The sequence below is a fragment of the Arthrobacter sp. UYEF21 genome (assembly GCF_040546085.1).
Classification (GTDB): Bacteria; Actinomycetota; Actinomycetes; order Actinomycetales; family Micrococcaceae; genus Arthrobacter.
Genome location: NZ_JBEPNF010000003.1, coordinates 141111 through 158207, shown reverse-complemented (window position 1 = coordinate 158207; position 17097 = coordinate 141111). Strand labels below are relative to the sequence as shown.

Genomic DNA, 17097 nt, shown 5'->3' with positions numbered 1-17097 from the left:
GTCGTAATAGCCAACGCGATCGGCGCGGAATTTTCACCCTGACTGCCAAGTGCCTCTGGTCATGCATGCAGTTTGTCAGCGCACCTGGCTGCCAGGGCGGTCAGCCGGATTCCTTTGGTACCAATGTTCCCAGGGCCTGACTCAGGCCCGTGACGGGAATGTCGGGGAACTCCGCGCGGGCCGGAGCCCACTCAAAGGCGACGGCTCCCGATTCCTCCCAGATCCCGGCCTGTGATACGCGGGCGAGGAACGGTGAGAACGGCCTGGCTACGACGGACAGGAGGCGCTCGGCAGCGGGCGGGATCCGTTGGACGGCCCCGTGGCCTACCCGCGCCAGCACAGCCTGAGCCACTTCGTTAGCCGTCAGAGTCTGCGAGCCCCATTCGATGACACGGTTCCGCAGCGCCGGGTCCGTGATCGCACGAAGGACGAGTGCGGCCGCGTCCCGGACCGACGTGTAAGTGACAGAGGCGGTCCCCGATCCGAACACGAGCACCTTGCCCTTGGGTTCGAGCGGCGCGGTCATCAGTTCAAGGCGCTGCTCGAGGAGCGGGCCTATCCTGATCACGGTCCATGCCATGCCGGAGGTGCGGACGGACTCCTCGGCCGCGGCCTTACAGCGCAGGAAGTCGATGGGTCCGTCGGGGGCGGCGCCATGCATGGACATCATAATCACTTGTTCCACTCCGGCCTCCGCCGCAGCACGGACCAACCTGATGGCGCCATCGCGGTCCACGGCGCGCGGGTCAGAGCCCTTGATGCCGAATCCCGAAGCCGCGAACACGGCCGCCGTGCATCCGGCCACCGCCTTCCAGCAGTCCGCTTCGGAGACGAGGTCCCCGCGTAGGGGCTCGACGCCGTCGCTCGCCGTGTCCGGGAAGGGCTGGGAATCGCCGCGCGCCATGATGCGGACTTGGTGGCCGGCGCCTGCCAGCATCGGGACCAGGGCGCGGCCAAGACGGCCCGTGCCGCCGACCACCAGGATCATGACCGGTCACCGCCTCCGGCTGCCCCGCGGATCGCCACGCCGATGGCTTCATCCACGTCCCCGGAGTCGTGGTCCACCGGTTCAAGGTAGAAGTGCGCCGCGGCGATCCTGTCCTCGCGAACGGTGAGGACGGCGACCCCCGCCGACCTGGTGACCGAGCCATCCGGCCGGGTGCCGCGGTTGCTCCATTCCATCCAGACCTTGTTGCCCGGGCCGGTCGCTGCGTCGTGCACTGTGAGGCTCAGGTCCGGCAGGCCGGCGAAGAGTGCGGCCCAGTTCTTCCGCACCTGGGCTGAGCCCTTAAAGCTGCGTGCCGGGTGCACGGGCGTGGTGTTCTCGTAGTCCTCGTCGAACTCGGACACCATCCCCTCAAGATCGTGGCGGTTTGCCGCGGCCACCATGCGCCGTACGGGACCTTCCGGAAGGATGCCTATTCCTGATGCGTCCATGATCTGCTCCTTCGATCTGACCGTCGCTGGAGGCGGAGAGGCTGGTACGCTGAATTTGATACAGTCAGCTGTAATTAACTGCTCTCAGGAGTCTATTCCCGATGGGATCCGTGGTCAACGAACCGCATCGTCGGGCTGCGCGTCCCCGCACCTACAACGCCCAACGCCGCCAGGAATCGGCCGAGGAGGCGAGGAAGGAGGTGCTTGCGAAGTCGCGCGAACTGTTCCTGGCGGAGGGATATGGCCGGACCACCATAGCTGCGATCGCCCGGGCCGCCGGCGTCTCGAAGGAGTCCGTGTACAAGGGCTTCGGCGGGAAGCCGGGGCTCGTCCGGGCGATCTATGAGCAGAGCATCCTCGGAGCCGGCGGCTCCCCGGCGGAAGAGCGGTCGGACCGCGCGCAAAGCACAGTCACGGATCCGCATGAGCTCATGGAGCAGTTCGGCCGGTTCATCACCGAGGTCAGTCCGATCGGATCGCCTGTCTTCCTTCTCATTCGGGATGCCGCCGCGAGCGGGGACCCGGACATGGCCTCGCTCCTGCGCGACGTGGACGACGCGCGGTACCGCCGGATGCTGCACAACGCGCGGCAGGTGCGCAGCAGAGGATTCTTGAGGACGGATCTGACGGAGGAAGAGGTAGCCGATGTCATGTTCACATGCACCTCAGCTGAACTCTACGAGAACCTTATCCTCAAGCGCGGCTGGAGCGCCGAGCGCTACGGCGGGTTCATGGCCAGAACACTGGCGGCCAATCTCCTGCCGGACCCTCCATCCTAATCAACCTGCGCACCGGGCCATCCGGACTGGCACGTTGCGCCGAACTGCATGCGTAACCCGTTGGATCAGCGAGATCACCCCCTGATCCGAAAACCCATATCGCATCCAGGAGACCATATGACAACCCTGCACAACTCCCGCACAGCAACCCGCACCAACGTCCAGAAAGCGTCCATGCTGGTGGGCGCCGTATTCCTGCTGGTGGGCGTCCTGGGCTTCGTCCCGGGTTTCACCAGCAACTACAGCGAGCTGCAGTTCGCCGGCCACCACTCCGAGGCCATGCTGCTGGGCCTCTTCCAGGTCTCGGCCCTGCACAACATCGTTCACCTCCTCTTCGGCGCAGCCGGCCTCATGCTGGCCAGGACCGCCCTCGGCGCCCGTTCCTTCCTCCTCTACGGGGGAGTCGTCTATCTGGTGCTGTTCGTCTACGGGCTGGTTGTACCCGAGGATTCGGCCGCGGACTTTGTGCCGCTGAACGTCTTCGACAACGGACTCCACCTGCTGCTCGGCGTCGGGATGATCGCCCTGGCCCTGATCCTGGCCAAGGGCCACAAGGCACGCGTGTAAACAGTCCCCTGCGGTGACACCGGGAAACGCCCGACGGCGGGACTCACCTTTCGGTGGGCCCGCCGCAGTCGTGTTTGGGACGTTTGCCGAGCGCCCGCACCGTTTCACCGGCCTCTCTACCCCCTCAGGGCTTCTGGAAGTTCCGTCAGGGTGGTGACAGTGTAATCGGGGGCGGCAAAATAGTCCGGGTACTTGGCGCCGGTCCGGTTGATCCATGCCGTGCCCAGGCCCGCCTCGGCCGCACCGTGGATATCCCAGGGGTGCACTGCCACAAGAAGCATCTGCCCCGGCTCCACCGAACAGGCCGACGCCGCGTAATGGTAGGCAGCCTGCGCCGGCTTCCACCCGGGGGCGTCCTCCACGGAAAGCAGCCGCTCGAACTGGTCCCGGATCCCGGCCGGCGTGAAGAGTTTTTCCGCTACCTGAGCCGAGCCGTTGGTCAGGGTGACCAGCCGGTACCCTGCTGCCCGCAACGCCCGGACGCCTTCCGGCACATCAGGATGCAGCCCGAGTGCAGCCATTCCTCCCATGACATGCTCCACAGCCCGGTCCAGGTTGGCATCGATACCCGAACCGGCCAGCAGCCCGCGCAGGACCTCGGCGCCGATCTCCGCGAACGTCCCGTTGCCGCCGGCAGCGGTGAGGGCGAAGCCGTCGCGCAGCAGCGTAGCGAACCAAAATTTCGCCAGCTGGGCCGGGGCGCCAATTTCAGCGAACCGCTCCCCCATCGGCGACATGTCCGAGAGCGTTTCGTTGACGTCGAAAACGATGACTGGCGTTGCGCTGTTCATGGGTTCTCCTTCATCTTCACGGTCGGTGGACTACGAGGCGCAGCAGGAGAGCCGCGAAAAATCCGTGGTGCAGCTATCATCGCAATCACCCACCAAGGAACGGCTGGATAGTCCAAGCGTTTCTCCAGGCGTCATGTCCCGGAGCCATGGTGGCAAAGTCGCCTAGCCCCTACTCCATTTCCTCGCCGTCGTCCATGACTACCTTCATCCGCCCGGAAACGAAGTACCCCATGTGGGATGCCTGGCAGCCCTCCGTTTTCGCGATCGGCTTGACGTGCGCCGGCGGAGGTGCGTCGATTTCATGGATATCTCCTGGAAGTGGGCTACTGCGAAGCCCCGATATCCCACGGCGGAGAAGGATATGGAACCCCGCCAGTGAGGACATTCTCCGCTTGCGCGATGGCGCCCGCAAGAGAGTTTTACGAACCTCGACCCATCCGCCGGGAAATGTGTTCCGAATCACTCAGGACCAGAGGGATCGCCTCACTGGCCAAGACCGAGGAGCGAATTGTGAATCGTAAATCAGTGATAGCCCTTGGGGGCTCAGTCGTTGCCCTAGTTGCCGCGGCCTCCCTGGCAGCAATTCCGGCGCAGGCGCACAATGACCAAAGCGACAGCAGAGACAACGACAAGAACGTCACCCTGACCGCCACGCTCACCGAGCTCAACGGTTCCGGAGCCTCCGGCACTGCCACGGCCGTCGTCGGCAACAAAATGATCAAGCGCATCGAGGTCCATGCCGACGGACTGACCCCCGATGCACCGCACGCCCAGCACATCCACTACGGCCAGCAGGCCCTGAATGAGTGCCCCACCCTGGCCTTCGACACCAACCACGATGGACGGCTCAACACGGTGGAGGGCATCCCCGCCTACGGTCCGGTGGTCGTGTCCCTGACCACCACCGGCGACACCACCCCGGCCAGCCTGCTGGCGGTGGACCGCTTCCCGGTTGCCAAGGACGGCAGCTATGACTACAAGCGCAAGAACATCAAGTTCACCGACGTCGCCGGGACCGGAGACGACGGCGGCATTGGAACGGCCAAGGACATTGCCCAGTCCATCCGCGACGGCGAAGGTGTTGTGGTGATCCACGGCATCGACTACAACGACAACGGCAAGTACGACTTCGGCACGATCGGCGCCAGCGAACTCGATCCCAAGCTCCCGGCCGAGGCCACCGACCCCGCAGCCTGCGGCGTTCTGGAGCGCCACTAGGTCGTCCTCCGAGGGCGTGGAATCTTCGCAAAGCACACCCCTTAAGTACCGCTTGCGTACGACGACAGTGCCACGGGCCGGTCACCGGAAGGTGGCCGGCCCCGCTTGTCGTGCCGTGCGCCTTGGGACCGCCACCTTCAAAGCCCTCAAGGTCCCGAGGCCGGACCGGCCCATCCACCCCATGGGTGCGGCTGGCAGGGGAACCATCGAACGGGCTCTACTGCGCCCGGCCTGGCGGGAGCTGGATCCGTTTCGGTCCTGGCGGTGGCCTTGGAAATTGGAACAGCAGACCAAGCGATTGATATAGACAGAGTCTGAATAAGCCTCCTTCTTGTCTAGGTGAGATGCTGTCCTGTGGGCCTACGACGCGGGGCGCTAAACCGGGCCGCACGGCGGGCGATGTGGTGGGTTTCGTGGCGGCGGCGGACCAGGACGGGTCCGGCGGGCAGCTGCTGGGCGTCGCGGGCGAAGAACCAGGCCTTCGCGAATTCCACCAGGAACATGTACACCACGATCATGCCCAGCAGGGCCAGGAAGAACGGGACCGGCAACGGATCGAAGCCCAGCACTGCCGCCAAGGGCGAGAGCGGCAAGCTGATACCCAGGACCACCACGCCCAGGGAGGCGCCGATCAGCCCGGCGGACGGCCGGCTGCGCAGGAACGGTACCCGCCGGGTGCGGATGGCGAAGATGATGAGGGTCTGCGTAGCAATGGATTCGATGAACCAGCCGGCACGGAACTCCCCCGGCGCGGCGTTGAACACGAACAGCATCAGGGCGAACGTGGCGAAGTCGAAGAGTGAGCTGATGGGCCCGAACAGGAACATGAACCGCCGGATGAACGCGATGTTCCAGTGCGAGGGGGCCCGGAGCTGTTCCTTGTCCACGCGGTCACCCGGGATGGCCAGCTGGCCGGAGTCGTAGAGCAGGTTGTTGAGGAGGATCTGGCCCGGCAGCATGGGCAGGAAGCTGAGCACCACGGAGGCGGTGGCAGCGCTGAACATGTTGCCGAAGTTGCTGGATGTGCCCATCAGCACGTACTTGATGGTGTTGGCGAAGATCCGCCGGCCTTCCATCACTCCTTCGGCCAGGACGCCGAGGTCCTTATCCATCAGTACGACGTCGGCGGCGTCCTTGGCGACGTCGGTGGCGCTGTCCACGGAGATGCCGATGTCCGCCTTGTGCAGTGCCAGGGCATCGTTCACGCCGTCGCCCATGAACCCCACCGACCCGCCGCTTTGGCGTAGCAGGGCGATGATGCGGGCCTTCTGTTCGGGCGAAACGCGGGCGAAGATGGTGGCGGTCCGGGCGGCGGCGGCCAGGTCGGCGTCGGACAGCTTCTCGATCTCCGCGCCGGTCAGTGTTCCACCGGACAGCACGCCGAGGTACGCGCAGACTTTTTCGGCCACCTTGGCGTTGTCCCCGGTGGCGATCTTCACCGAGATTCCCAGCGCCGCCAGCTGGTCCAGGGATTCCTTGGCGTTGGTTTTGGGCCGGTCCAGGAAGATGAGGAACCCGGCCAGCACCAGGCCGTGCTCGTCGGCCGGGGTGATGCTGGCCAGCCCCGCCGCGGAGCGGGTGGCCACCGCCACCACCCGGGAGCCGGCGTCGAACTGATCATCCAGCATCGCCTGCACGGCCGGCGGGGTGGGCCCGCACAAGGCGAGGACGTCCTCCGGGGCGCCCTTGGTGACCAGGCGCGCGGGGCCGCCGGCCTCCCGGACCAGCACGGTGGTGCGGCGGCGCTGGTGATCGAAGTCGATCAGGTCCAGTCGCTCGAAGCGCGCCGGATCAAAGCCAGTCGCGTCCGGACTGTCCCAGAGGGCCGCGTCCAGCGGGTTCTGCCCCGCGGAGGAGAGTTTCGCCTCCGTGTAGTCAGTCTCGGTGGCCAGCAGCCCCAGGGTGAGCAGGCCGCCGTCGGACATCTCCGGGGTGACCGGGAGCGCGCCGGTGAAGCTGATCTTTCCTTCGGTGAGGGTGCCGGTTTTGTCTGTGACCAGGATGTCCATGTCCCCCAGGTCCTCGATGCAGACCAGCCGTTTGACCAGGACTTTCCGTTTCGCCAGCTGGCGGGTGCCGGTGGCCAGGGAAGTGCTGACGACGGCGGGGAGCAGCTGCGGCGTGATGCCCACGGCGATGGCCAGGGAGAACAGGAGGGATTCGATGAGCGGGCGCTGCAGCAGCAGGTTGGCGATGAAGATCAGCGAGGTGAGCACCACAGCCACCTGCAGGAGCAGGAAGCTGAAGCGTTTGAGTCCGAGCTGGAATTCGGTCTGCGGCTGCCGTTCGCCCAGGCCCAGGGCGATCCGGCCGAATTCGGCGCGGCCGCCGGTGGCCACCACCACGCCGGTGCAGCCGCCGGACTGGATGATGGTGCCCATGAAGGCGCAGGAGGTGAGGTCCCCCAGGGACGCTCCGGCGGCCACGGGCGCCGGATCCTTGGCGGCGGGCAGGGACTCCCCCGTGAGGATGCTTTCGTCGCAGAGGAGGTTTTTGGTGCTCAGGAGCCGAATGTCGGCGGGGATGATGGCGCCCAGGGAGAGATGGACGACGTCGCCTGGCACCAGGGCGGTGACATCCACGTCTTGGGTGGTTCCGCCGCGGAGCACCACGGCGCGGTGGGTGACGCGGGAGTGCAAAGCCTCGGAGGCGCGCTCCGCACGGAACTCGTTGGTGAAGCCTAGCCCCACACTGACCAGCAGGATCACGCCGATCACGATCGAATTGGTGGCGTCACCCAAGAAGAGGGACAGGCCGGCAGTGACGATCAGCAGGATCAGGATGGGGCTCGCGAACTGCCGCCCCAGCACCGCCCAGCCGTCGGCCCGGTGGGTGCGGACGGCGTTGGGGCCCAGGGCGGCCAGGCGGGACGCGGCTTCTCCGCCGGTAAGCCCCTCGAGGCATGAGCCCAGGCGGTCCAGGACCTGTTCCCCGGGAAGGCTCGCGGCGTCGGTGATGGGCAGCTGGAGGGAGCTCCGCTCCTGGACGTTGAGCTCTGCCATGCGGATCCGTTCGGACGCGTCGAACATCGGAAAGTCGATGTACGGCTAAGCGTACGGCGCTACTGCCGGGGACTGAACCCCGGAATGTGGTGGAGCACAACCAACATGAACCACGTAGCAAGGATGAACGGCCATGTGTAAACCGGCAGCGCCGTCAGGCCCATCACCCAGGCAAGCACCGAAGAAACGACAACGCCCACAATGGCGGCAACCCAAGGTTGCCACGTGCCCCGCAAAAAGACTGCCGCCAACGCAATGGCCGTCAGGACCCCGGAATAGCCGAGGAGCCCGTGGGTCACGGCCTGCACATCGGAACCTGTGACAAGGTCCATGACGGCCTCCAAGACGCTGCCCAGGAGTGCGGCGGCGGCCACCTTCCAGTGGGCGATGAATAACCCAAGGAGGATAACGGCGCCCGCGATGGCTGAGTCGACCAGCACCACTTCGGAAATATTGGTCAGGATGGCCTGGCCCATGTCGGCAAGTATGTTTTCAGGCACCTCGCCCAGATCGGTGTGCGGGCCGTGCAGTGGGGCGTGCACGGCAAAAAGCACCCCGGCGACGATACAGAACGGCGCGGTGGTTACGGGCAGCGAGTACTTTCGGATGGCAGGGTGGTAAAACAGCCACGCAAGCGCGACGGTGACCGGGCCGCAGGCCAGGCCGCCGGCGACGGCGAACGCGGCGGCCGGCCAGGTAAAGCCCAGAGCGGAGAACTGTGCTGCGCCCACCAGGGCCCCGCAATAGCCGTGCAAGCCGTTGCCCAGTTCGCCGCGGCTCCGCTGGCACAGCACTCCGCTTAAAGTGGAAAACAGCAGCCCCACAACCGCAAGGACAGCCATCCGCCAGTTGGCGATGGCGAACCCGGCCAGCACGGTCAGCCCCGTCCAGACATTTGCCTGGAAGTAGATCTGGCCTAAACCCCGGGCGGTAGCGGCGGTCCAATTGAGGCTGCGGACGACTTCGGGACGCATGTAGTAGGAGGTCATTTGGCGTGCCGCCGCCCCAGCAGAACGGCAAGAATCCACACCGCGGCGAACGTAGCAACCAGGGCAAGCCCGGCGTTCCCGAGGTCGATCCCAGCCAGCCATCCGGCCGCACCGTCCACGCCTAATGCACCGTTGACAAAACCTCCCAGGGTGATGACCGAAACAAAAAGAGCAGAGAGCGCCGACAATCCAGTGATGACGGTGTTGAACCCGAGCCTGCGCTGCGGGTTCCCGATGGCTGACTTGTACAGGCGCATCATGGCGACCCCATTGACGGAATCACACAGGGTCATGGCCGCCGTGAAGGCCAGCGGAATGGCCATCAGTGCGATTGGAGAAACGCCGGCCACGGTCGCTGCGGTGGTCATCACCAACAGTCCGACGGTTGTGGCGGTATCGAACCCCAGGCCGAACAGGAAACCGATCACGTAGATGTTGCGCGGCCGCTCCACCTTGGCCAAAGGCTTGGCTAGAAGCCTCGCCATAAACCCCCTGGCTTCGAGGTCCTGCTCCCCCACGTCACCTCCCCTGGCCATCTTCCGGTAGGACTGTGCGGCGCTGAGGAAGGCCGCGCCGTTGACGATACCCATGAACAGCAGGAAGAGTCCGGATACTGCACTGCCGATCAGCCCCAGCACCAGGTTTCCGGTGGTGCCCCCTTCCATCAGTTGTCCCACCAGAGAGGCACCCGACACCACCAGCACCCCTGCCAAAACAACGACGGAGCTGTGGCCCAGGCTGAACGCAAAGCCCACACTGACAGGGTTCTTGTGCTGGGCAACGAACCTGCGGGTGGAGTTGTCAATCGCCGCGACATGGTCCCAGTCGTAGCTGTGCTTAACGCCGGTCAGGTAGGCGGTCAAGATCAGTCCCAGCGCCAGCGGGTGCCCGGTTGTGCCCGCGAATGACGTTCCCGCGAGCAGGAGTACGACGGCGGCCGCATGCAGCGCGGCCACCGCGCCGAAGGTGAAGAACAGGCGCGTCCGGAGCGGCAGGGTCTCCCGCTCGCGGTACATGACGGCGAACTGGGTCAGTGCGGCCATCAGTACTTCCTCAGGTCCATAGGTGATTGCCCGTACCAGCGTTCGCGCAGCAGCCCTGTGCAGGCTCCCAGGATGTGGTTGAGTTCCCCGGTGCTGTTGGACAGGGACCGCAGGACAAGACCCGTGGTCCCCGCATTTCGTGCGGTCAAAGACACGCCGGTGTGGGCGTCGTAGCCGACGGTCAGTGCGTGAAGTTCATCCGCGAGGGCTTGATCCACCCGCCGGTCTACGACAATCAGCGAGCCCAGGTGACTGAAGCCTTCCATGAAGCCCATCCCGGTGACATCACCCAGTGGCGGCCTGATGAGCAGGTTGTCCAGGGCCAGCAACTGCATGCCGTTAGGGCCGGAGACGTGGATCTCATTCCGCAGCCGCAGTTCTTCATACTTGAACGAGGAGCCATCAGGAGACCAGCCGGGAGTGACAACCTCAGCCATGATCAGGCTCGATGTCGGGCGCACGGTGATGTGCGTGTTCTGCCGGTAGGTTGCCTCGCGGTAGGCGATCAGCTGGTCCGGCGCCAGTTCCAGCTGTGCGTTTTCCCCGAGTCGCAGGGTCGTCCGCTGCTCGGCAAAGGAGTCAGGAGTCCGGTAGATCTTGGTGGCCGACTGCGTCGTCAAAAGCAACGAGGCCCCCGCCTGCACCTCAACGTCCACCGTAAAAAGGTCAGCTCCGAGATAAGCGCCGCCCGGGTTCACCGTGACATAGCAAACCTGCCCGGAGTCATCAAGGTAATGCGGCCGCAACACCCGAAGAGCGCCTTGATGATACTGGTGCGAGGCGATGGATTTGCCGCCGCGCTCGGAAATGACGAGCTCAAGCACACCCCTGGCCCCCGGTGCTTGAGCCTGTCGAAATCCCTGGGTCTCGATGAGCTCCACCACCGGTGCAAGCCCGGATGCCGTCGTACTCATTTGGCCAAATCGAGCATCAGGACGTCGTGCCGGATCCACTCGATGACCTTGTCGAGCCCTTCGTCGGTTTTCAGGTTGGTGAAACAGAACGGCTTGTCCCCGCGGAATTCCTTGGAGTCCTTCTCCATGACGGACAGATCGGCGCCGACGTGGGGGGCGAGGTCGGTCTTGTTGATGATGAAGAGATCGGATTTGATCATGCCCTGGCCTGCTTTACGGGGGATCTTCTCCCCCTGGGCCACATCGATGATGTAGACGGAGAAGTCGACAAGTTCGGGACTGAACGTGGCGGACAGGTTGTCGCCCCCGGACTCAACGAAGATGACCTTGAGGTCCGGGTGGCGCCTCTTCAGTTCCTTAATGGCCGCCGTGTTCATGGAGGTGTCTTCACGGATGGCGGTGTGCGGGCAGCCGCCGGTTTCGACGCCGATGATCCTGTCCTCAGGCAGGATACCGTTTGCCGCCAGAATTTTGGCGTCCTCGATGGTGTAGATGTCGTTGGTGATGGCGGCCATGGAAATGTCACCGCTCATGTGACGGGTGAGCCGCTCCACCAGCTGGGTTTTACCGGCCCCCACCGGACCGCCGATACCGATAATGATGGGTTCAGTCATTCTGTCCTCCTGTTAACTCATGAACATGCGCGCACGTTGCCGCTCGTGCCGCATCTGCGAAATTTCCAATCCGGGGCTCATGGCCCCGAAGTCGTCCGGTGCCAGATGCCCGATCCGCTCGACGGCGGCCGCGACGTCGCCGGCCGCTCGCCCAAGAAGCCGCTGTCCGGCGTTCTGGCCAAGCGGAATGGCGCGCACCGCATTCTGGGTCAGCGACGTGACGGTGGCGAACAGGTACGCGCCGAGTGCCTCCGCCAGCGGCACGCCCAGGGAACGGGCGACGACGGCGAACGCCAGCGGCTGGTGGCCTGCGGCGCGGCCTGTGGCCACCAGGTCGCGGTACTCCGCCAGCTCAGGCGACGGGAAAACCTGGCCGCCGATCTCCAGCAGCCTGCCGCCCATCGTGATGCCGGCTTCGCGCACCTGCCGCGGAAGGAGCTGCGCCGTGAGCACAGGATCCAGCTCGGCGACGGGACTTCCCTCATAGAGCAGCCGAATGGCCATCCCGTCGGAGTAGGTGAGCTGCTGGCCGATAAACGCCGAGAGCCAGCGCCCAAACGAGTCCGCATCGGAGATCAGCCCGCGCTCAATGTACGTCTCGAACCCCAGCGAGTGCGCAAACGCCCCGGTAGGGAGCGCTGAGTCCGTCAGCTGCTGGAGCGCGAGCTGGTAGCTAGTGCGAGTGTTCGGCATGGCGGAAAGGAACGGGCATGACGCGTTCCTGCCGGTCGTAGGGAACACCGACGTGCTTGAGGTAGTCCTCCACGGTGTGATCGTAGGCACAGACCATGACTTCGGAGCCAAACTCGGACCCTGCATCGAAGAACTGGGCCTGCAGGTGACGGTTGCCGAGGGAATGCGCCACGATCCCCATCTCCTGGATGGACCGGGGCGCGATGACCAGGACGTCGGTGGCCAGCACCGACACCACGATCATGTTGGTTTCGGCCACATCCAGGATGTCACCGTCCCGCAGGTCCGCCGAACCTGCGGGCAGGCGGATGCCGATCACCTTGCCGTGGTCAGTGGTGACCCGCTGGATCCGCTTAACCAGCTCGGCGCTGGGCAGGATCACCTTCTCCCGGTGCAGGCCTGCATACTCCCGCGAATCCGGTGGCAGCTCGTGCAGGTTACCTAAAACCTTTTCGATAATCACAAACCGCTCCTAGAAGAGGAAGTAGCGCTGGGCCATAGGCAGCACGTCGGAGGGCTCACAGGTGACGTCCTCGCCGTCGACAGTCACCTTGTACGTTTCCGGGTCAACCTCGATGTTAGGAGTAGCCCCGTTGTGTTTGAGGTCTGCCTTGGTCAGGGAGCGGATGCCGGAGACCGGCCGGATGACCTTCTCAAGTCCCAGCTCCGCCGGCACGCCGGCCTCGATCGCTGCCTTGGACAGGAACGTGATGGACGACTTTTGCAGCGCCTTCCCGAAGGTGGCGAACATGGGACGCATGGTGCGTGGCTGCGGCGTGGGGATGGAGCCGTTGGAGTCGCCCATCAGCGCGTACGCGATCTGGCCGCCCTTGAGCACCAGTTCCGGCTTGACGCCAAAGAACGCCGGGTCCCAGAGCACCAAGTCCGCAAACTTCCCTTCCTCCACCGAGCCGATGGAGTCCGCCATGCCCTGCGCGATAGCCGGGTTGATGGTGTACTTCGCCACATAGCGCTTGAGGCGGAAGTTGTCGCTCTCTTCGCCGGAACCGTTCGCCGCACCGTGCGTCCCGCCGTCGGGATCCTTCAGCACGCCGCGTTGCCTCTTCATCTTGTCCGCCACCTGCCAGGTGCGCGTGACCACCTCGCCCACGCGGCCCATCGCCTGTGAATCGGAGGACGTAATGGCGAAGATCCCCAGGTCCTGCAGGACGTCCTCCGCAGCAATGGTCTCGGCGCGGATGCGGGAATCGGCGAACGCCACGTCCTCGGGGATGGCCGGGCTGAGGTGGTGGCACACCATGAGCATGTCCAGGTGCTCTTCGATGGTGTTGCGGGTGTAAGGAAGCGTCGGGTTGGTCGAGGCCGGCAGGACGTTGGGGAGCCCGGCGATCTTGATGATGTCCGGGGCATGGCCGCCGCCGGCGCCTTCGGTGTGGAACGTGTGGATGACCCGGCCGTCGATGGCCCGGATGGTGTCCTCCACAAAGCCGCACTCGTTCAGGGTGTCGGTGTGGATGGCCACCTGGACGTCATACTCGTCGGCCACCTTCAAGGAGGTGTCGATCGAGGAGGTGGTGGCGCCCCAGTCCTCGTGGACCTTCAGCCCCACGGCGCCTGCCCGGATCTGCTCGGCCAGCGGCTCGACGGCGGACGCGTGGCCTTTGCCGAACAGCCCGATGTTCATGGGAAGCCCCTCAACGGCCTGCAGCATCCGCTGGATGTGCCATTTGCCCGGCGTGACGGTGGTGGCCTTGGTGCCTTCGGCCGGGCCGGTGCCGCCGCCCACCATGGTGGTGATCCCGCTGCAGAGGGCGGTGGGGACCTGGTCCGGGGAGATGAAGTGGATGTGGGTGTCGATGCCGCCGGCGGTGAGGATCTTCCGCTCCCCGGCGATGATTTCGGTGCTGGCGCCGATCACGATGTCCACGCCGTCAGAGATCTGTGGGTTGCCGGCCTTGCCGATCTTGAAGATATGGCCGTCCTTGAGGGCGATGTCGGCCTTGTAGATGCCGGTGTAGTCCAGGATGACGGCGTTGGTGATCACGGTGTCCGGGACGTCCTCATCCCTGGTCAGCTGGCCGTTCTGGCCCATGCCGTCACGGATCACCTTGCCACCGCCGAAAACCACTTCCTCGCCGTACACGGTGAGGTCCTTTTCGATTTCGAGGAACAGGTCGGTGTCCGCCAGGCGGATGGCATCTCCGGTGGTGGGGCCGTACAGGTCCGCGTACTGCTTGCGGGGAATTTCAAGGCTCATTTGTTTGCTCCTTCAGCGTTCGTGAGCGGCCCGTTGACGGCGTTACTCAAGCCGTAGACCTCGCGGTCGCCTGCCAGTTCGATCAGCCGGACAGGCCTGCTGTCGCCGGGCTCGAACCGGGCGGCGGTGCCTGCAGGGATGTCCAGCCGGCGGCCGTAGGCAGCGGTGCGGTCAAAATCAAGGGCGGCGTTGGCCTCGGCAAAGTGAAAGTGCGAGCCCACTTGGATGGGCCGGTCGCCGGTGTTGGTGACGACGACGTCGGTAGCGTCACGTCCTGCATTCAGCGTCACGGGTTCGGACCTGAGGGCGTATTCTCCGGGAATCATGGACCTACTCCTATCGGATGGGATCGTGAACGGTGACGAGCTTTGTGCCGTCGGGGAAGGTGGCCTCGATCTGGACATCGTGAATCATCTCAGGCACCCCTTCCATGACGTCGTCCCGGGTGAGCAGCGTGGTCCCGTAGCTCATCAGGTCCGCCACGGTCCGGCCGTCGCGTGCCCCCTCAATGAGTTCGTAACTGATGAGGGCCACGGCCTCGGGGAAGTTCAGTTTTAGCCCCCTGCCCTGCCGCCGCCGGGCAAGGTCGGCGGCAATAACGATCATGAGTTTTTCCTGCTCACGTGGCAAAAGATGCATAACTTCTCCTTTATGAAAGGTCGGAGCCGCGGAAGCCGGACGTCTGATCACCCAAGGCTTGGAACAGCCGGGGACGTGCGGGGCAGCTATACCGTTATATGCCTTAAAGCCGAGGCCATGCAATTCAGAAATGCCGCTTGCTTCCCGGCTGTCACTCGACGCGCCCGTCAGCCCAGCGGAAGAGTCAGCCCAGCGGAAGAGTCAGCCCATCGGAGGAGTCAGCCCGTACCGGGCGATGATGTCAGGGAGCCATGGTGCTTCGCCGAACTGCAGACCGTATTCGGCTGCGAGTTTGCCGATGGCCTCAGGATCGGGTGGTCCCCCGGGTTCGAGCTGATCGGCCAGCCCCCAGAAGAAGTGCTCGAATCCGGCGGGGCTGATGATTTCGATCATCCTCGCGGGAACTTTGCCCGCGTTCCACATGGTGTGCAGTTCGCCGCGCGGCTTCGTGATGTAGCCCCCGGCGCCTAACACCGCCTCGCGCTCACCGGATCGGAATCCGATCTCGCCTGCAAGGACGATGGAATACTCGTCCTCGCGGGTATGCAGGTGCGGCGGCACCAATGCCCCGACGGGGAACGGGTGCTCCACGATGGAGATCTGCTCATTGGTGTGTTCACCGAACAGTTTGAAGACAACCCCAATACTTCCGAGGCTGCCCTGGCGTCCTTCCCCTGGCTCCACGACAGTGAGCCGCGGAGCCTCCTCAGCGCCCATGACAGGCCACCTTTCCTCATTCGATATACAATGGTGTATAGCGAATTATCCGACCGCACAGGAACCGGCGTCAATGCTTTGAATGAACAGAACCGATCAACCAAAATCCGCACTTATCAGATGAACAAGCGTGCCGAGCAGGTGGAGACTACGCGTCAGCGCATCGTGGACGCTGCGGTTGCCCTGCACGGTTCAATAGGCCCAACCCGGACCACCATTGCGGGCGTCGCCAAGCAGGCCGGCGTGACGCGCCTGACGGTCTACCGGCATTTTGCCGATGACGAGGCACTGTTCGCTGCCTGCTCCTCGCATTGGCTCTCACAGCAGCAGCTACCGGACCCGAGTGCCTGGTCCGAGCTCGCGGACCCCGCGGAACGCCTGCAGGCCGGCCTGACGGATCTTTACCGGTTCTATCGCGGCGGCGAGCCGATGCTCACGCGCATCTATGGCGATCGGGAGGTCATTCCGGAGCGGCACAACCGACAGCTCGAAGAGCGCGATGCGTTTTTCCGCGACACGCTCCTTCAGCCGTTTCCGGCGACAGACAGCAGCGGCCGGCTGCGCGCCGTCGTCGCGCATGCGGTTTCCTTCTGGACGTGGCGGTCCCTCTGCCACGACAACGGGCTTTCCAACCGGGAGGCCGTGGAAGCCATGATGGACCTGATAGCAGCGTCGCGCGCAACAACCCGAAGAAGAACGAACCTCCAGAGGATGCTGCAGCGGTAGCATCTGCCCCGGCCGCGCTATTACAGCTACGTGCTTCAGGCCTCGGCAGGACATAGAACGCCCCGGCAGATTTAAGGCTGCCGGGGCGTTCTGGGGTAAAGAAGGATGTACCTGTGATCAGGCTGCTGCGGGCTGGGACGGGGCGTTCGTCGTTTCGGGCGGGGGTGCTCAGGGCTTGGCGTAGTCGGCGAATCCCTGCCAGTCGATTACCACGCAGGGTTCGTCTCCCACTGTCCAGGCGTCATGGCCTGGCGCCATGGTGCCGAAGTCGCCTGGCCCATACTCCATCTCTTCGCCGTCGTCCATGACTACCTTCATCCGCCCGGAAACGAAGTACCCCATGTGGGATGCCTGGCAGCTCTCCGTTTTCGCGATCGGCTTGACGTGTTCGGACCAGCGCCACCCGGGCAGGAAGGTAGCGCGGCCAACGGCTCCCGTATCGAGGTTGACGAGTTGAAGCTGGCCGGTACCCCCTTCGAAGGGACGGGTCTCCTCGGGCGAATCCAGGCTCTTGCGAACTAAACTTGGCATTTCAACTCCTACAGGGGGTAAAGCTCTTGTTTGGGGTGGGTCCCGGAGTTGCTCAGGGGCTCACGACGTCCCGAAGGACAGTCGGGAGCCGGCAACCGCGGCTGATGGGGAGACACCCTGCGCAATGCACGGCCAACGCAGTGGCGGCGCTGGCAGCGAAGGTGCGTTAATGTTCACGGATTTCTCCTGAAAAACGGCTGCTGGCAAGCCCCGATATCC

At 64.6% G+C, this 17097-nt stretch carries 19 protein-coding genes; 4 read left to right on the top strand and 15 right to left on the bottom strand.

The window, feature by feature from the left end:
* Positions 1-100: 100 nt before the first annotated feature.
* Positions 101-988, bottom strand: coding sequence for an SDR family oxidoreductase (locus tag ABIB27_RS05490; RefSeq protein ID WP_354253648.1), 888 nt, complete (start codon positions 986-988; stop codon positions 101-103).
* Positions 985-1437 carry a nuclear transport factor 2 family protein gene (locus ABIB27_RS05485; RefSeq protein WP_354216094.1) on the bottom strand — a complete coding sequence of 151 codons (453 nt, stop codon included), beginning with the start codon at positions 1435-1437 and terminating at the stop codon, positions 985-987. Before ABIB27_RS05485 ends, ABIB27_RS05490 begins: the two co-directional genes overlap by 4 nt.
* A 101-nt stretch (positions 1438-1538) precedes the next feature.
* Between ABIB27_RS05485 and ABIB27_RS05480 the strand changes: the two genes are divergently transcribed.
* Complete coding sequence (locus tag ABIB27_RS05480) at positions 1539-2216, top strand: TetR/AcrR family transcriptional regulator (RefSeq protein ID WP_354216093.1); 678 nt, start codon at positions 1539-1541, stop codon at positions 2214-2216.
* Positions 2217-2333: 117 nt separating this feature from the next.
* Positions 2334-2783 (top strand): DUF4383 domain-containing protein, encoded by a 450-nt coding sequence (locus tag ABIB27_RS05475; RefSeq protein WP_354216092.1) that lies wholly within the window; start codon positions 2334-2336, stop codon positions 2781-2783.
* A 116-nt stretch (positions 2784-2899) separates the two neighbouring features.
* Here ABIB27_RS05475 and ABIB27_RS05470 read toward each other — a convergent pair whose 3' ends face one another.
* Positions 2900-3574 carry a haloacid dehalogenase type II gene (locus ABIB27_RS05470; protein WP_354216091.1) on the bottom strand — a complete coding sequence of 225 codons (675 nt, stop codon included), beginning with the start codon at positions 3572-3574 and terminating at the stop codon, positions 2900-2902.
* Between the two features lie 510 nt (positions 3575-4084).
* On the opposite strand from ABIB27_RS05470, the gene ABIB27_RS05465 reads away from it, so the two are divergent.
* Positions 4085-4792: a hypothetical protein gene (locus ABIB27_RS05465; RefSeq protein WP_354253647.1), complete on the top strand. Its 708-nt coding sequence runs from the start codon at positions 4085-4087 to the stop codon at positions 4790-4792.
* Between the two features lie 335 nt (positions 4793-5127).
* On the opposite strand, the gene mgtA is transcribed toward ABIB27_RS05465, so the two are convergent.
* The 11 genes from mgtA to ABIB27_RS05410 all read right to left on the bottom strand — a co-directional run bounded on the left by mgtA (position 5128) and on the right by ABIB27_RS05410 (position 15621).
* Positions 5128-7794 (bottom strand): magnesium-translocating P-type ATPase, encoded by a 2667-nt coding sequence (gene mgtA / locus ABIB27_RS05460; RefSeq protein WP_354253646.1) that lies wholly within the window; start codon positions 7792-7794, stop codon positions 5128-5130.
* A 59-nt stretch (positions 7795-7853) separates the two neighbouring features.
* Positions 7854-8783, bottom strand: coding sequence for an urea transporter (locus ABIB27_RS05455; protein ID WP_354216088.1), 930 nt, complete (start codon positions 8781-8783; stop codon positions 7854-7856).
* Entirely contained in the window at positions 8780-9826 is a 1047-nt protein-coding gene (locus tag ABIB27_RS05450; protein WP_354216087.1) for a HoxN/HupN/NixA family nickel/cobalt transporter, read from the bottom strand. The genes ABIB27_RS05455 and ABIB27_RS05450 overlap by 4 nt, the downstream gene beginning before the upstream one ends.
* Positions 9826-10740, bottom strand: a complete 915-nt coding sequence (locus tag ABIB27_RS05445; RefSeq protein ID WP_354216086.1) for an urease accessory protein UreD — start codon at positions 10738-10740, stop codon at positions 9826-9828. Before ABIB27_RS05445 ends, ABIB27_RS05450 begins: the two co-directional genes overlap by 1 nt.
* Positions 10737-11354: an urease accessory protein UreG gene (ureG, locus tag ABIB27_RS05440; RefSeq protein ID WP_354216085.1), complete on the bottom strand. Its 618-nt coding sequence runs from the start codon at positions 11352-11354 to the stop codon at positions 10737-10739. The genes ABIB27_RS05445 and ureG overlap by 4 nt, the downstream gene beginning before the upstream one ends.
* A gap of 12 nt (positions 11355-11366) precedes the next feature.
* Complete coding sequence (locus tag ABIB27_RS05435) at positions 11367-12047, bottom strand: urease accessory protein UreF (RefSeq protein ID WP_354216084.1); 681 nt, start codon at positions 12045-12047, stop codon at positions 11367-11369.
* Entirely contained in the window at positions 12028-12510 is a 483-nt protein-coding gene (gene ureE / locus ABIB27_RS05430; RefSeq protein WP_354216083.1) for an urease accessory protein UreE, read from the bottom strand. The genes ABIB27_RS05435 and ureE overlap by 20 nt, the downstream gene beginning before the upstream one ends.
* Before the next feature lie 9 nt (positions 12511-12519).
* The gene (ureC, locus tag ABIB27_RS05425) at positions 12520-14265 is read right to left on the bottom strand and encodes an urease subunit alpha (protein WP_354216082.1); all 1746 of its coding nucleotides are present in this window, start codon (positions 14263-14265) and stop codon (positions 12520-12522) included.
* Complete coding sequence (locus ABIB27_RS05420) at positions 14262-14591, bottom strand: urease subunit beta (RefSeq protein WP_354216081.1); 330 nt, start codon at positions 14589-14591, stop codon at positions 14262-14264. Before ABIB27_RS05420 ends, ureC begins: the two co-directional genes overlap by 4 nt.
* Positions 14592-14601: 10 nt before the next feature.
* A complete protein-coding gene (locus ABIB27_RS05415; protein WP_354216080.1) occupies positions 14602-14904 on the bottom strand; it encodes an urease subunit gamma in 303 nt (100 codons plus the stop codon).
* A gap of 201 nt (positions 14905-15105) precedes the next feature.
* Entirely contained in the window at positions 15106-15621 is a 516-nt protein-coding gene (locus ABIB27_RS05410; protein WP_354216079.1) for a cupin domain-containing protein, read from the bottom strand.
* A gap of 120 nt (positions 15622-15741) precedes the next feature.
* Between ABIB27_RS05410 and ABIB27_RS05405 the strand changes: the two genes are divergently transcribed.
* Positions 15742-16347: a TetR/AcrR family transcriptional regulator gene (locus tag ABIB27_RS05405; RefSeq protein WP_354216078.1), complete on the top strand. Its 606-nt coding sequence runs from the start codon at positions 15742-15744 to the stop codon at positions 16345-16347.
* Positions 16348-16515: 168 nt separating this feature from the next.
* Here ABIB27_RS05405 and ABIB27_RS05400 read toward each other — a convergent pair whose 3' ends face one another.
* Positions 16516-16878: a cupin domain-containing protein gene (locus ABIB27_RS05400; RefSeq protein WP_354216077.1), complete on the bottom strand. Its 363-nt coding sequence runs from the start codon at positions 16876-16878 to the stop codon at positions 16516-16518.
* Between the last annotated feature and the right edge of the window lie 219 nt (positions 16879-17097).

Excerpts from the sequence above, each read along its gene's own strand:
- ABIB27_RS05435 (WP_354216084.1), bottom strand. The coding sequence starts at position 12,047 with ATGCCGAACACTCGCACTAGCTACCAGCTCGCGCTCCAGCAGCTGACG.
- ABIB27_RS05420 (WP_354216081.1), bottom strand. The coding sequence starts at position 14,591 with ATGATTCCCGGAGAATACGCCCTCAGGTCCGAACCCGTGACGCTGAAT.
- ureC (WP_354216082.1), bottom strand. The coding sequence starts at position 14,265 with ATGAGCCTTGAAATTCCCCGCAAGCAGTACGCGGACCTGTACGGCCCC.
- mgtA (WP_354253646.1), bottom strand. The coding sequence starts at position 7,794 with ATGGCAGAGCTCAACGTCCAGGAGCGGAGCTCCCTCCAGCTGCCCATC.
- ABIB27_RS05485 (WP_354216094.1), bottom strand. The coding sequence starts at position 1,437 with ATGGACGCATCAGGAATAGGCATCCTTCCGGAAGGTCCCGTACGGCGC.
- ABIB27_RS05400 (WP_354216077.1), bottom strand. The coding sequence starts at position 16,878 with ATGCCAAGTTTAGTTCGCAAGAGCCTGGATTCGCCCGAGGAGACCCGT.
- ABIB27_RS05450 (WP_354216087.1), bottom strand. The coding sequence starts at position 9,826 with ATGGCCGCACTGACCCAGTTCGCCGTCATGTACCGCGAGCGGGAGACC.
- ABIB27_RS05480 (WP_354216093.1), top strand. The coding sequence starts at position 1,539 with ATGGGATCCGTGGTCAACGAACCGCATCGTCGGGCTGCGCGTCCCCGC.
- ABIB27_RS05445 (WP_354216086.1), bottom strand. The coding sequence starts at position 10,740 with ATGAGTACGACGGCATCCGGGCTTGCACCGGTGGTGGAGCTCATCGAG.
- ABIB27_RS05490 (WP_354253648.1), bottom strand. The coding sequence starts at position 988 with ATGATCCTGGTGGTCGGCGGCACGGGCCGTCTTGGCCGCGCCCTGGTC.
- ABIB27_RS05470 (WP_354216091.1), bottom strand. The coding sequence starts at position 3,574 with ATGAACAGCGCAACGCCAGTCATCGTTTTCGACGTCAACGAAACGCTC.
- ABIB27_RS05410 (WP_354216079.1), bottom strand. The coding sequence starts at position 15,621 with ATGGGCGCTGAGGAGGCTCCGCGGCTCACTGTCGTGGAGCCAGGGGAA.
- ABIB27_RS05455 (WP_354216088.1), bottom strand. The coding sequence starts at position 8,783 with ATGACCTCCTACTACATGCGTCCCGAAGTCGTCCGCAGCCTCAATTGG.
- ABIB27_RS05475 (WP_354216092.1), top strand. The coding sequence starts at position 2,334 with ATGACAACCCTGCACAACTCCCGCACAGCAACCCGCACCAACGTCCAG.
- ABIB27_RS05415 (WP_354216080.1), bottom strand. The coding sequence starts at position 14,904 with ATGCATCTTTTGCCACGTGAGCAGGAAAAACTCATGATCGTTATTGCC.
- ureG (WP_354216085.1), bottom strand. The coding sequence starts at position 11,354 with ATGACTGAACCCATCATTATCGGTATCGGCGGTCCGGTGGGGGCCGGT.
- ABIB27_RS05405 (WP_354216078.1), top strand. The coding sequence starts at position 15,742 with ATGAACAAGCGTGCCGAGCAGGTGGAGACTACGCGTCAGCGCATCGTG.